The 13,298-nt window shown below is 70.3% G+C and carries 9 protein-coding genes; 2 read left to right on the forward strand and 7 right to left on the reverse strand.

The genetic code is table 11. The features are described 5' to 3' along the window. The first annotated feature begins 1 nt into the window (after position 1). Positions 2 to 1,105 carry a cyclic nucleotide-binding domain-containing protein gene (locus FJV41_RS54785; RefSeq protein ID WP_141648245.1) on the forward strand — a complete coding sequence of 368 codons (1,104 nt, stop codon included), beginning with the start codon at positions 2 to 4 and terminating at the stop codon, positions 1,103 to 1,105. A 133-nt stretch (positions 1,106 to 1,238) separates the two neighbouring features. Here FJV41_RS54785 and FJV41_RS41975 read toward each other — a convergent pair whose 3' ends face one another. The 4 genes from FJV41_RS41975 to FJV41_RS41990 all read right to left on the reverse strand — a co-directional run bounded on the left by FJV41_RS41975 (position 1,239) and on the right by FJV41_RS41990 (position 7,299). Next, positions 1,239 to 2,411 carry a tetratricopeptide repeat protein gene (locus FJV41_RS41975; RefSeq protein ID WP_141648246.1) on the reverse strand — a complete coding sequence of 391 codons (1,173 nt, stop codon included), beginning with the start codon at positions 2,409 to 2,411 and terminating at the stop codon, positions 1,239 to 1,241. An 88-nt stretch (positions 2,412 to 2,499) separates the two neighbouring features. Further along, positions 2,500 to 4,218, reverse strand: a complete 1,719-nt coding sequence (locus tag FJV41_RS41980) for an aldehyde dehydrogenase family protein (protein WP_141648247.1) — start codon at positions 4,216 to 4,218, stop codon at positions 2,500 to 2,502. A gap of 80 nt (positions 4,219 to 4,298) precedes the next feature. Beyond that, on the reverse strand, positions 4,299 to 6,911 hold the full coding sequence (locus tag FJV41_RS41985; RefSeq protein WP_141648248.1) for a M56 family metallopeptidase: 2,613 nt from the start codon (positions 6,909 to 6,911) through the stop codon (positions 4,299 to 4,301). 4 nt (positions 6,912 to 6,915) lie between these two features. Continuing rightward, positions 6,916 to 7,299: a BlaI/MecI/CopY family transcriptional regulator gene (locus FJV41_RS41990; protein WP_141648249.1), complete on the reverse strand. Its 384-nt coding sequence runs from the start codon at positions 7,297 to 7,299 to the stop codon at positions 6,916 to 6,918. 304 nt (positions 7,300 to 7,603) lie between these two features. Here FJV41_RS41990 and FJV41_RS41995 point away from each other — a divergent pair, with 304 nt between their 5' ends. Then, positions 7,604 to 9,790, forward strand: coding sequence for a PAS domain-containing sensor histidine kinase (locus FJV41_RS41995; RefSeq protein WP_141648253.1), 2,187 nt, complete (start codon positions 7,604 to 7,606; stop codon positions 9,788 to 9,790). A 3-nt stretch (positions 9,791 to 9,793) separates the two neighbouring features. Here the strand turns inward: FJV41_RS41995 and FJV41_RS42000 are convergent, their stop codons facing one another. The 3 genes from FJV41_RS42000 to FJV41_RS42010 all read right to left on the reverse strand — a co-directional run bounded on the left by FJV41_RS42000 (position 9,794) and on the right by FJV41_RS42010 (position 13,252). Beyond that, positions 9,794 to 11,185 (reverse strand): hypothetical protein, encoded by a 1,392-nt coding sequence (locus tag FJV41_RS42000; RefSeq protein ID WP_141648250.1) that lies wholly within the window; start codon positions 11,183 to 11,185, stop codon positions 9,794 to 9,796. A 152-nt stretch (positions 11,186 to 11,337) separates the two neighbouring features. Next, positions 11,338 to 12,948 carry a phospholipase D-like domain-containing protein gene (locus FJV41_RS42005; protein WP_141648251.1) on the reverse strand — a complete coding sequence of 537 codons (1,611 nt, stop codon included), beginning with the start codon at positions 12,946 to 12,948 and terminating at the stop codon, positions 11,338 to 11,340. Between the two features lie 64 nt (positions 12,949 to 13,012). Beyond that, entirely contained in the window at positions 13,013 to 13,252 is a 240-nt protein-coding gene (locus FJV41_RS42010; protein WP_141648252.1) for a chaperonin, read from the reverse strand. Positions 13,253 to 13,298: the final 46 nt, after the last annotated feature.

Genomic DNA, 13,298 nt, shown 5'->3' on the forward strand with positions numbered 1-13,298 from the left:
GGTGGGCAGTGTGCTGGCGTCCCGGCTGGTGGCCGAGCAGCACACCGTGACGGTCATCGAGAAGGACGCGAGCATCTGCACGCGGCTCTTCGAGGAAGTGGGCGTGGTGGCGGTATGCGGGGACGCGACGAGTCCGCAGGTGCTTGAAGCGGCGGGAGTGGCGTCCGCGGACGTGGCGGCGGGGGTGCTGGCGAGGGACCCGGAGAACCTGGCGTTCGCCATGCTGGTGCGCAGCATGTCCCCCGCGCGCATCATGGTGCGCATGCTGGACACGAGCTACCGCGAGGCGTACCGGCTGGCGGGAGTGAAGGAGCTGGTGGCGGAGGCGGAGGTGGTGGTGGCGAAGATGACCACGGCCATCGACTTCCCGCAGGTGGCGGGCTCGCTGCCGCTGGGCGACGGTGACACGGTGCTGTTCGAGCTGGCGCTGCCGTTGCGCGCGCGCGTGGCGGGACAGACGGTGGCGCAGGTACGGGCCATGGAGGGCTTCCCGCGCGAGTGCATCTTCATTGGCATGGTGGACCCGCAGGGCCGCGCGGCGCTGCCGGATGGGAGCACGGTGCTGAAGGCGGGGCACACCATCATCCTCGTGGCTCGACGCGCGCAGCTCGCGGAGGCGGTGTCGTTCCTCACGGCGGAGCCGGTGGGGACGACGGGCGCGGCGGCGCTGGCGGCGACGCTGCGCAAGGTGGACTTCCTGGCGCCGTTGAATCCGGAGGAACTGGAGACGGTGGCGCGCGGCGCGGAGCACCTCCAGTGGCCGGCGGGCACGGAGCTGTTCCGACAGGGCGACGCGGGAGAGAGCTTCTACGTGGTGCTCGCGGGCGAGGTGCAGCTCAGGGACACGGGAGGACAGGCCGTGGCCACGGTGAAGCCGGGAGGCTTCTTCGGGGAGCTGGCCCTGCTGACGGGAGAGCCGCGCACGGCCACGGCGGTGACAGCCACGGCTTGCGAGCTGGCGGCGGTGGGCCGCGAGGACTTCCGCAGCGTCGTCATGGCCAACCCGGGCGTGGCGCTGGAGATGAGCCGCATCCTGGGAGAGCGGCTGTCGCGCGCGCAGGGAGGAAAGGCGCCCACCAAGCGCTGGGGCCTCTTCGGCCGGTAGCGCCCGCGAGGGTGGTGCGCACGAAGCATCAGGGCGTCTCCACCCCGGAAGCCTGGCGTCGCGCCTTCCATGGGCCGAGGCCCAAGGGTTGCTGGGCACACGGTGCCGTGCCCAACAACACCGCGCGAGGCCCTCAGCCCTCGTTCAGCTTCTTCAACAACCGCTCAGCCTGTTCCCGGACGACGCCTTCACCCAGCGCCTGCGCACGCTGCGCATGGTGGATGCACGCGGCGCGGTCGGTCAGAAAGGTGGCCACCGCCATGTTGAGGTGCGTCGTCGCGTCCTCGGGATGCGCGGCCAGCGCCCGCTCCAGGAGCGGCTTCGCGCGAGCGTGTTCGTCGTCCTGCATCAAGAGCAGCGCCAGGTCATTGACGGGCCCCAGCTCGGTGGGCACCAGCGCCACCGCCTCCTCCAGTCGCCGACGAGACTCCGCGCGCTCACCCAACGCGCCATGCATCTGCGCCAGCGCCTGCAACGTCTGCCAGCTCCTGGGCGCCAGCCGCAGCGCCTCCTCGAAGAGGTCCTTCGCCTCCGCGAAGCTGCCCGCGCTCATCACCGCCAGCCCGTGCATGTACACGTAGTTGATGTGCGTCGGCTCCAGTTGGCGCAGCTCCAGCACGGTGCGCTTGGCGCCCTCGGGACTGCCCCCTGACAGGTACAGCTTGAAGAGGTCCTCCAGCACCGCGCGACGAAGGCCTCCCTGCGCCTTGTCCAACGCCTGCGTGCCCGCCTGGATGCCCAACCCCAGCGCGCCCTGTGCCGAGTGCGCGCGCATCAACATCAGCAGCGGCATCGCTTCCTGCGGCGCGCCCTCCGCCGCCTTCTGGAAGTGCGTCACCGCCGCGCTCGGCGTGCCCTGCTGCAGATGGATGCGCCCCAGCTCGAAGTGCGTGTGCGCGCTGTCGGGCGCCACCTGGAGGGCGGACTCATACGCGGCCCGCGCGCCATTCAAGTCGCCCCGGTCCAGCAACAGGCCGCCCAGGTTGAAGCGCTCGAAGTAGCCCGACGTGGGGGCCGCGGCCAGCACCTTGAGTGCCTCCAGCGCCTCCGCGTTGCCCGCCTGCGCCCTCAACATGGCGAGGTGCGCCTGCCCCTCCGCGTGGTCCGGCTTCGCCTTCAGGAGCCGCAACGCCGCGGCCTCCGCGTCGCCCGCCGCGCCCGTGCTCAGGTACGTCCGGACGAGTCCCAGCAGACAGTCCACGTCGTTCGGGTCGATGGCGAGCCCCTTCTGGAAGCTCTTCACCGCGTCCTGGGGCTGACCCACCTGGAGAAACCGTCCGCCTTCCCGAGCATGCGTCGATGACATGCTCCGGGTTTATCACGGGGTGGCGAGCCCCGGCAGCCCGAGGAAGGGCCACCCCCGAGCCTCCGCTCACAGAGCGATTCCACGACACTCAGCGACGCAGCGCCGCCGCCGCGATGCCCGGCATCTTGAGCCAGGACGGGGACCGCTCGAACTGGACCAGCCTCCGCCCCAGGTCACGCACGCTCCGGTGTCCGGGGACCCACGGCGGGGCGAGCAGGCTCGTCAGCGGCGCGCGGAGGACGGACTTCTCCACCTGCTCCAACATGAGGCTGTTGTGAACCCAGCCCTGGCCACTCTGGATGTCCTGGGGCGTCGAGGACGGATGCCCACCCCAGGGCAGCGAGACGAGCGCATAGCCCGCCGCGGGCCAGGTGTTCACCGCCACCGTGCCATAGCGCAGCTCGCGAATGGCCTTCTCCAGCGCGGCCGCCACGGCCGGGTCCTTCAGCGAGCGCGGGTGGATGATGAGGGTGGCGTTCAGCGTTCCCCACACCTTGTCGTTGAGGAATGACACCGCGCTGTCGAGGAAGGCCACCGGGTCATCCGCGCCGGGCAACCCCGTCTCCGAGAGCACCGTGCACCAGGGCTCGTGACGGAAGACGCGGTCCTCGGACTGGCGCGAGTCCACGTCCGGAATCAACGCGAAGGGCAGCTCGCCCACGCCCGCGTGGCCCACCTGCCGCAGTTGGGAACGCCCCTCGGTGAACTGGCGCCAGCGCTGGTCCGCGCCCGGGTAGTACGCGCGTCGCACGGCGGCCTTGCCCAGGCTCACCTCCACCGCATCCACCACGTGCTCGCGCGGCTTCCAGGCCTTGGGCTGCACCAGCAGCTTCGCCGCGTTGCAGTTGAAGGACGCGTTGTTGGCCACCATGCCGGCGATGCTGTCCGCCTGGAAGCGCAGCTCCCCTTCCGAGTACGGCCCCGGCACCACCACCACCGGCGAGATGTTGCCCAGCTCGCTCGTGAAGGGCTTGCGCAGCAACGGCTCGTTGCGCGCGCGACGGGCCTCCGCCTCCGGACCGGGCGGCCCCCACACCAGCGCGTCATGCGTCTTGTCGCTGCCGGTGATGTGGACTTCATCCACCGCCGCGTGCCCCACCAGCACCGCGCCCTCCTCCGCGCCGCCGTACACCACGGCGAAGACATCCCGCCGCGCCAGCGAGGCGAAGGCCTGCTCCAGCATGGGCCCCAGGTAGGCGTTCACCGGGTTCATCTTGAGGACGCACGCGGCGCCCTCGACGAAGAGCTTGTAGAGACAGTCAGCGGGCGGAATCGAGTTGACGTTGCCCGCGCCGAGCACCGCGCACAGGCGTCCGTCGTGTGGCTTGCGGTAGAACGAAGCCTGGTGCTCGCGGAGGTTGCTCGCCGTGACGCCGGGGAGGAAGTGGACCTCCCCCTCGGCGTGAGGCAGCAGCATCCCCTCGAGCGCGTTCATCGGGTAGATGCGCGCCGCGAGCCTTCCGTCCTCCAGCGTGCGCAGGCGAGAGGCCGGGATGCGCGGGACACCGTGACGTTGGATGTCTCGCAGGGAGGCGGCCAGCAGGCGCAGGTTGCGCACCACCACCATGGGCCCGGCCAGCCATTCCTCGCCAGCCAGGGGGCTGTTCGGGTCGATTCCCTTCGCCTCACACGCCGCGCGCACGCTCGGCTCGGCGATGGCCATGTAGCCTCGGCTGAGGTCCTCCAGCAGCGAGAGGCGTTCGGGAATCCCGAGCTTCACCCACGCTCGCGAGCCTGCCTTCACCCGCTGGATGATGGTCTCCAGCGTACCGGTGGGAGTACTGCGGGGCGTGGCGGCGAGGCTCATGGGGACCTCCGGCAGCGGACGGGCTCCTCAAGGTAGAGGAGCGCCAGCCCGCGCGTCACAAGTCCCCACGCGGACCGTCATCAGGTGGGCAACGGCTTGCCCAGGCCCTTGCGCAGCGCCTCGTCGATGACGGACTGGACCTTCTTTTCCGCGTCGCGAACCTGGTTCTCATGTTGCTTGCCGAGCTTCTCCTGCTCGCGGCCCAGCTCCTCCTGTTGCTTGCCGAGCTTCTCCTGCTCGCGGCCCAGCTCCTCCTGTTGCTTCGACAACTCCTCCTGCTTCGCGTCGAGGGCGTCGATCTCCTTGTCGAGTTCGGCCTCCTGCTTGTCCAGCTCCGCCTCGCGACGCGCGCGCTCAGCCTCGGAGAGCGAGTCCAGACGAGCGGATTGCAGATGCAGCCCCGCCCGCTTGTGAGCCAGTTCGGCGTGCTGCAGGCCCAACTGTCCCTGCTGCACTCCCAGCGCGCCCTGCTTCATTCCCAGCTTGCCCTGCTCCTCGCCCAGCGCGCCCATGCGCGTACCCACTCCACCTTGGACCAGGCCGAACTTCCGGATGGGCTCCAGCGCGGCCTTCATCGCCGCCAGGGTGGCCGTGTCGCGGATGATGAACGCCTCGCCCTTGCGGCGGACGTAGAGCAGCTCGCCGCCGTTCTTGTCCTTGAACATCTTCGCGAGCTTCAGGTCCACCGTGCTGCCGCGCATCGTCGCCTTGTCACCGGAGAGCAGCACGTAGCTGGAGTCGTCGTCATCGTCGTAGTCGGGAGGCGAAGGCGGCGAGGGCGGAGTCGGAGGCGCCACGGGAGCGGCGGGCACACCGGCCATCGCCAGACGCGGAGGCAGAGGGACAGCGCGCGGCGCCGCAAGGGACAGCATCGGCCTCGGCGCGACAGGAGACGGCCCGGAGGCAGACGCCACCGCCATCGGAGCGATGGGGCGCAGCCCCACCGGTGACGCCACCCCCACCGGAGCGACGGGGCTCGGTCCCACTGGCGACGCCACCGCCATCGGCGCGATGGGGGGCAGACCCACCGGTGACGCCACCCCCGTCGGAGCGACGAGGCTCCGCCCCGCTGGAGACGCCACTCCCATCGGTGCAACAGGGCTCGGTCCAGTCGGAGACAGGGCCGCCATCGGCGCGACGGGGCGCGGCCCCACCGGAGACGCCGCTATCGGCGCAACAGGACTCGCAACGGCGGGCGGCGGCGCCGCGTCCATCGGCACGGTGCGCACCGTGCCCTGCTTCCTGGAAGGCACTGCCGCCGGCTGGGCGCTGTCGGTCGACGTCGGCCCACCGGGACGCGTCTCCGCCACGGCCGTCAACGCGGGAGGAGTGCTCGACGCGCTCCCCTTCTTCGACTCTGTCTCCGCCACCGACTTCGCTTCCTGTCGGGCGACGACCTGGAAGGGAATCAGGGCCACGAGCCCCAGCGCGGAGAGCGTCACTTTCAACCAACGACGGGAACGGGAGGAACCGATGTCGACGTGCTCCAGCATGCTCAACCTCCTGTGCAACGCGTGAACGTGGGCGGACGCACCGAGCGCGGCGGCGGTCCCATGAGGACGGGTGACTCCGAAGGCGAGCAACAGCTCGCCGTAATCCGCAGGCTCTGCGCCTGTGAGCCGCAGCGCTTCCGCGTCACACGCCTCCTCACGGGCCAGCGCGTATTCACGGGCCGCCCGACGCGCGAGCGGATGAAAGAAGAGCAGCGCCTCCGCGAGCGCCGGCACCCAGCCGAGCCACAAGTCACCGCGCTTCAGGTGCGCCACCTCGTGCGCCAGCGCCATGCGCAGCCCTTCCACCGGAAGCCGCCGCACCGCCTTCGTCGGCAGCACCACCACCGGAGACCACAACCCCGTGGCCAGCGGGCTCGCCACCTCGTCCGACACGAGCAACCTGGGCGCACGTCGCAGTCCCGCGCTCTCGGACAGCTCGAGGACCTCGGACTCCAATACCGGGTGCTCCAGCGGGCGGGCGTTCCGGCGCAACCGCCGCATCAACGCCCAGCTCCGCACCTGCGCTCGCACCTGCCACAGCACGCCCACCACCCACGCAGCCAGGAGCGCCAGCACGACGAACTGCTTCCAGCCTGCTCCCGAGGCACGTGCCCCAGGCGTCGACGGCTTCAGCAGTCCGCCCGCGATGGCGTGCCCGCCCTCCGTGAGATTCGGAGATCCTGCCTCCGACATCCTCGCGCCCTGCCCGCCTTCCGCGAGACGCGGAGACTCGGCCCCCGGCGCCTTCGTGCTCTGTCCCACCGGCACCAGGTGGACGGCGCCTCCCACCATCCCGAGATTGCCCACGTGCGCGTCACGCTCGCCCACCAGACCGTGCGCCGCGCCGATGGGCGGAGCCCATCCCTCCGAACCTCGTGACACGGGCGACGCACCCACCGCTCCGCCCTCGACGAGCGGCGCGCCATCGGACTCCGACGACTCCGCCTGCCCGGAGAGGAACGCGAGCGACGCGGGCAGCACCGGCAGCGCCAGCGGACGCGGTCCCCCCAGCGACACCACGAACTTGAGCGCCACCAACCACCACATGCCCGCGCGCAGCGAGGCCGGCATCCGCGTCCACAGTCGCGTCACCGCCCACACCAGCGCGGCACACAGCGCGCCCTGCCACGACGCTCGCCACAACCCTTCCGGCCACGAGGCCAACCACGTGGCCCCATCCATCAGCCATTCGGTCCGCATGGAGCTATTCCTTCCGCTTCTTCGAGCGAAGCCGCGCCACCACATCCTGGAGCTGCGCGAGGTCCTTGTCGGAGACGTCATCCGCGTCAGAGAGATACGCGGCGAACGGCGACAGCGAGCCGGACAGCGTGCGCTGGACGAAGTCACCCACCACGTCCCGCAGCAGCTCCCCCTCCCGCACCGGCGAGGCGTACTGGAACACGCCCTCCACCTTGCGCCGCGTGAGGTAACCCTTCAGCCGCAGCCGCTCCATCACCGTCAGGATGGTGGAACGCGCCAACCCCTGCGGCTCACCGAAGCGCTCCACCACCTCGCCCACCGTCGCGGGCCCGTGCTCGGCCACGTACCGCAGCACCGACAGCTCCTGCTCTCCCACCGGCTTCTTCATGACCGTCCTCTGACGACAACTGTAGTCACAAGAGAAGTACGCGTGACTACAGCCGTAGTCAAGCGGGTACCAAGGGAAGAAGCGACCCTTTCCCGCCACTGGGACGAGTCCCATGTTTGGGAATGAGCGGGCGACATGCCGCACGGAGGTGGCGCCAGTGTCGAAGGGCGACATGCGGGAGGGGCAGGCAAGGCCGGACGCCTCCGCTCCGGCGAGTCCGTCCCGTGCGCCAGAGCGACTCCTCCAGGTGGGCACAAGCCTCCACGCCGCGCTCATCGTGGACGCGAAAGGGCGCATCGTCTGGATGGACACGGTGCTGGCCCTGGCGGCCGGTTGGGAGCAGGGCGACGTCGAGGGACGGCGGTCTGAGGAGGTGCTCGCCCGGCTGCCCTGGCTCGCGCGCGCGGTGGAGTCCGCACTGTCGAGTGGACAGGGGCTGGGCGAGGGCAGTGGACGGGGGCAGCGGCTGCGAGCCCTGGTGCTGGCCGTCCATGGGGACGACGGCTCGGTGCTGGGAGCCTGTGCGCGACTCCAGCCTCGGGAGTCTCCAGAGGTGGCGCGAGACGCGCTGACCGCGGAGCTCTCACACGTCCGCAAGCGCTACGAGGACTTCATCGACAGCATCGACGGCATCGTCTGGGAGGCCGACGCCGAGTTTCGCTTCACCTTCGTCAGCAGACAGGCCGAGCGGCTCCTGGGCATCCCCGCGGAGGAGTGGATGCGCGGCCCGGATTTCTGGGCGCGACACGTCCACCTGGATGACTGGGCGGGGGTCGTGTCCTCCTGTCTGACCGCCTGGCGACAGGGGCGGCCCCAGGAGTTCGAGTACCGCATGCTGGCCGCCGACGGGCACATCGTCTGGATGCGCGCCCACGTCACGGCCGTCTCGGAAAATGGCCAGCAGATGCTGCTGCGCGGGCTGATGGTGGACGTCACCGAGCAGCGCCAGTCCCGCGAACGCCTGGAGCACGCCCACTCGGTGCTGCGCGCGATGTTCGACTCCATCGCGGACGGCGTCATCGTGGTGGACGCGGAACGACGAATCATCGCCTACAACAAGCGCTTCCAACTCATGTGGGGCCTCAGCGACGAGGTGATGGAGTCACGCATCGCGCAGCGGGCGCTCGCGGCGGCGGCGCCGTTGACGAAGGACCCGGCGCGCTTCGTCTCGCGCATCCAGGACCAGTACCTCCCCTCGGACGACATCAACGTGGACCCCATCGAACTGCGCGACGGGCGCATATTCGAGGGCACGTCCCTGCCGCAGCGGATGGGCGACGCCATCATCGGCCGCGTGTGGAGCTATCGGGACGTGACGGAGGAGCGCCGCGCGAAGGTGGAGCGCGAGCGGCTGCTCGTCGCGGAGCAGAATGCCCGGGAGCAGGCCGAGGAGTCCTTCGCGCTGCTCGACACGTTCCTCAACCACGCGCCCGTGGGGCTCGCCTTCATCAACCGGGAGCTGCGCTACCTGCGCATCAACGAAGCGCTCGCGTCACTGCATGGGCGCACGCGCAACGAGGAGCTGGGCAGGACGGTGTGGGAGATGAACCCCAACATGGCCCCCGCTTTCGCGCCGCTGATGCTCCAGGTCATGGAGACGGGCGTCCCCCTGAGCGACATGGAGATGTCCGGCCACGTGCCCGCGACGCCCCACGAGTTGCGGCACTGGCGCGTCAGCTACTACCCGGTGCGGACACCCAGCGGCGGCATCGTCGGCCTGGGCGCCGTCGTCATGGAGGTGACGGCGGAGCACCGTGCCCAGCAGGAGCGGGAGCGGCTGCTGAAGGAAGCACAGGAGGCCATCAGCGTCCGGGACGACTTCCTGTCCATCGCCGCCCACGAGCTGAAGACGCCGCTGACGCCGCTCAAGCTGCACCTCCAGATGATGAAGCAGCAGTCCTCCGCCGGCCATGCTCCCAAGCCGCACCACGTGGACAAGGCGCTCGCCCAGGTGACGCGGCTGTCCGTGCTCATCCACGACCTGCTGGATGCCACACGCATCGAGGCCGGCAGGCTGGAGCTGCGCCGGGGGCCCGTGGAGTTGCAGGCACTCGCCAACGAGGTGCTCGCGGAGGTCCGCCCGCTCGGCCCGCAGCACACGCTGGAGTACGAGGCGCCCCCGGAGCCGCTCGTGGTGAAGGGAGACCGGGGGCGGCTCGCGCAGGTGCTGACCAATCTGTTGGAGAACGCCTTCAAGTACAGCCCCAGCGGGGGAGTGGTGCGGCTGACGCTGGAGCGCGACGGAGCCGAGGCCCGGATGTCGGTGAAGGACTCAGGCATCGGCATCCCCGAGGACCAGCGCGGGCACCTCTTCCAGCGCTTCTTCCGCGCGCGCAACGCGCCCATCTCCGGCTTTGGCGGGCTGGGGCTGGGGCTCTACATCTGCCGCGACATCGTCGAGCGCCACGGCGGCCACCTGGAGGTGGACACGGAGGTGGGCCAGGGCTCCACCTTCCGCGTCACCCTGCCCTTGGAGCCTGGGGACACCTGAGGCTCAGCGCTGGAAGTCCACGCCCACGCCCATGCCCGCCGTCACGCCGCGCACCAACTGCCCATCCGCCTGCGGGAAGTGCACCGTGCCTCCGGAACCCCAGGCGTACAGGTGGTTCACCAACCGCTGGCGGACCTCCACGCCCAGCGAGTAGCGCGGCCTGTCTCCCAGCGCCGTCAGCACCGCGCGCGCCAGGGCCCGGGTGCGGCCTCCAGGCAGCTCGAAGCCCGCGGACACATCCAGGTCGGTGCGGCCGAAGCCGTGGTACTGCGCGGCCAGGCTGCCCAACAGCAGCGTCGTGTCCGCACTGCCCTTGGCGATGGACGCCTCCAGGTAGCCGGCGAAGCCGTCGGGGAGTTCCTCGTCGGCGATGGGCTGCTCCGTCAGGCCCGTGCCAGAGAAGCGCCCCAGCTCGTAATCCGGACCGAACATGCCGAAGCGGAAGCGCCCGCCCTGCTTGCGGCCCTGCAGCGTGAAGCTCAGCTGCGTGCCGCTCTCCATCTGCCCCTCCATCGCCACGCCCAGCAGGCCCCCGACGGCCGGCGAGTGCGCCTCCGCGAAGCGCGCGCCACCGGCGAGCAGCGCCCACGCGCGCAGGCGCTCACCCTTGTAGAGCGCCACGTCACCACCCACCGAGGCCAACGTCATGTTCGGCGTCTCGCCGCCCGCCTTCGCCGCGTCGTGCGCGGCGGACAGGCGCAGCAGGTAGCGGTCGAACTTGTTCGCGTCGTCACTGGCGGCGCGGCCCAGGTCCAACATCACCTCGCCCGCGAAGATGCGCGCGCCCAGCACGTCGCTGGCCAGAATCTCCGCGCGCACCGGCCCCTTCAACATCGTCAGCGAGCCACCCGCGGGGTGATAGTCCGGCGACAGCACGTTGCTGTAGCGACCCATCAGGTATCCACGGCCCAACGACTCGTCGGCGAAGGGCTCCACGCGCAGGTAGAACGGCGACTGCCCCTCCTGGCCAATGCGCAGCATGCGCACCACCTGGCCGATATCGCTCAGCTCGTCCCAGTCCTCGCGGCGCAGGCGCCCGCCGTAGTCGCCGTCCGCTTGCTTCGGCTCCTCGTCCACCATGCGCAGCCGAAGGTTCGCGCCCAGTCGCAGCACGAAGCTGTCCCCCTTCGTCAGCCCCAACGACGGGTACACCCGGATGAACAGGTCCTGCCCGCCGTCCGGCGTCCCGGAGGGAAGGCTCAGGCCACCGGCCTCGAGCTGACCGCTGAAGCCAAAGCCCTCGCCGCCCACGCGACTGCCGGGCGGCGCGGGCTCATCCAGGCGCGCCGCCGACACGGGCGTGTCCTGGCTGGAGGGCGCGGGCTCCTCCTCGTAGATGGTGGAGCTCTGGTTGGAGACGAGGGCGAAGAGAGCGAGAAGGGGGGCACCAGTCATCGTCCCCTGAGTCTACCCGGCCCCGTGCTCCAGCGAAGCAGCCAGCCCTCACGGTGTGGGTGACACTGCCGAGCCTCGGCACACCCGCCGCGCGGGGGTGACACCCATGTCACGCTCCGCCGCTGCCCGAGCGGGCCCGCGCGCCGACGGCCTCAGCCTCCGCAACGGCCGCTCTCGTCATCCGGACCCGCGGGGAGAATCGCGCGGTGGGGACGCTCCTCCGCCGCGCCCACCAGCCAGCGCGACAAGAGCCGGATGCCGGAAGCGAACAGCCCGTCCTCCGCGCCACGCAGCGCCTCGAAGAGGGACTCGTCCAGCACGGAGTCCTCCGGGTCGATGACCAGCTCCTCCGGCTCCAGCGACTTGAGCAGCGGACTCTGGTCGAACACCGTCTCCAGGGGGTGCGGGCGGAGCCGGTGCAGGCCCGCGCTCGCCACCGCATCCAGCCATTCCACCCACGTCGGGTCCGCGCGAGCCAGTGGCATCAGCTCCTCCGCGCCCGACAGCCCCGCGTGCTCCGCCAGGAGCGACACGCGGACGCGGCGGATGGCACGAGCGACGACGTCGCCCGCATCTTCCGACTCCCAGCTCAGGTTCAGCTCCGAGTCCAACCCGAGGCTGCGATTGGTGGTGTTGGCCGAGCCGAGCGTGAGGAAGCGGTCATCCACCACCATCACCTTCGAGTGGATGTATGTGAAGACATCGGCGCCCGTCTCCGGATCGCGCCCCGCCGAGCAGTACACCCGGAAGGTGTGTCCCGTCTCCAGCGCCATCCGCTCCAGCGTGCGCAACAGCCGCACCTGGGCCACGCCCATGGCCAGCTGCTCGCGCAGGGCCTCCGGCTGCCGGGGCAACACCAGCACCACCTGAATCGGTGGACGTCCGGACGCGCGGAAGCGCTTCACCAGGGCCTGGAAGATGGCCCGCGACGAAAAGTACTGGTTCTCGATGTAGATGAACCGGTCGGCCGCCTCGATGGCGTCCAGGAACAGCGCGCGCACCTCCTGCACGGCCTCCTGCGGCGGCACGAGCGTCTTTCCGAAGGTGCGGCTGATGGCCACCGGCCCGGGGGGCGCCGGCACACTGGACGAGAACGTCACGTCATCCCGCGCCACGCGCGGCAGGTGCAGCTCTCCCCCGCCCGAGTGCGCCCAGCGCGCCTCGAACAGCTCCGTCAGGCGCTCCACCACCGGCCCGGTGAGCACCGACTGCACGTCATGGTAGGGCCCGTGCGGGTCCCTGCCGCTGTCACACCGCAATGCCGAACCCACCCGGTGGTCGCGGTCATCCCAACGGCAATCACAGACATCCATCCCGCCCGTGAAGGCCTGCACTCCGTCCACCACGACCAGCTTCTGGTGATGGGCGCCGTACAAGGGACTGGAGGCGTCGAAGCGGAAGCGCACGCGCTCGTTCGTCGTCCAGTTGAACAACAGGTGCTGCATCCACTCGCGCTCCATGGCGAGCAGCAGGCTGAAATCCCACGCCAGGATGTAGACGTGCAGCTCCGGGTTGGCCCGGCACAGCGCGTCCAGCATGGGCAGCAGGCGCACCTCGCCGCCCCGCGCTTCCTCCAGGTCCTCGCCCCGAAGCAATGACACGTCACTGTCGAACTGCCAGCCCGTCATCGCGATGTAGCGACGGGCCTTCTTCGCGGCCCGGTACAGCTCTCGGTAGTAGGCACGCCCGTCCACCAGCACGCCGCCGTCGCTCGTCTCTTCCACCGTCCAGCAGTTGCGCCCGGGAATGATGATGCGCTTCACGCTGTCCGCTCCCCTCGCCGCCCTCCCCCAGCGCCACGCCCCGTGGCGCCCCGCGCGCGCAACCTCACCCCACGAAGACGATGTGCTTGCCGGTGGCCAGCGTCATGTCCGTGGAGGACATCACCTGCTTCACCTTCTTCACCTCGCCCCCCACGGTGTCGAACGCCGCCGCGATGAGGTCTCCCAGCGTCACCTGCACCTGCCGTGCGTGCTTCCCCGCACCCGACACCGCCCGAGCCGTCGTCGCCTTCACCTGCCGAGCCTTACGACGGATGACCTGCCCACGCTGCTGAGTCTTCGCCATGGTTCTTCTCCAAGGATGAGGGATGCACCGCGCCACCACACCGACC

Source organism: Myxococcus llanfairpwllgwyngyllgogerychwyrndrobwllllantysiliogogogochensis (assembly GCF_006636215.1).
GTDB lineage: Bacteria > Myxococcota > Myxococcia > Myxococcales > Myxococcaceae > Myxococcus > Myxococcus llanfairpwllgwyngyllgogerychwyrndrobwllllantysiliogogogochensis.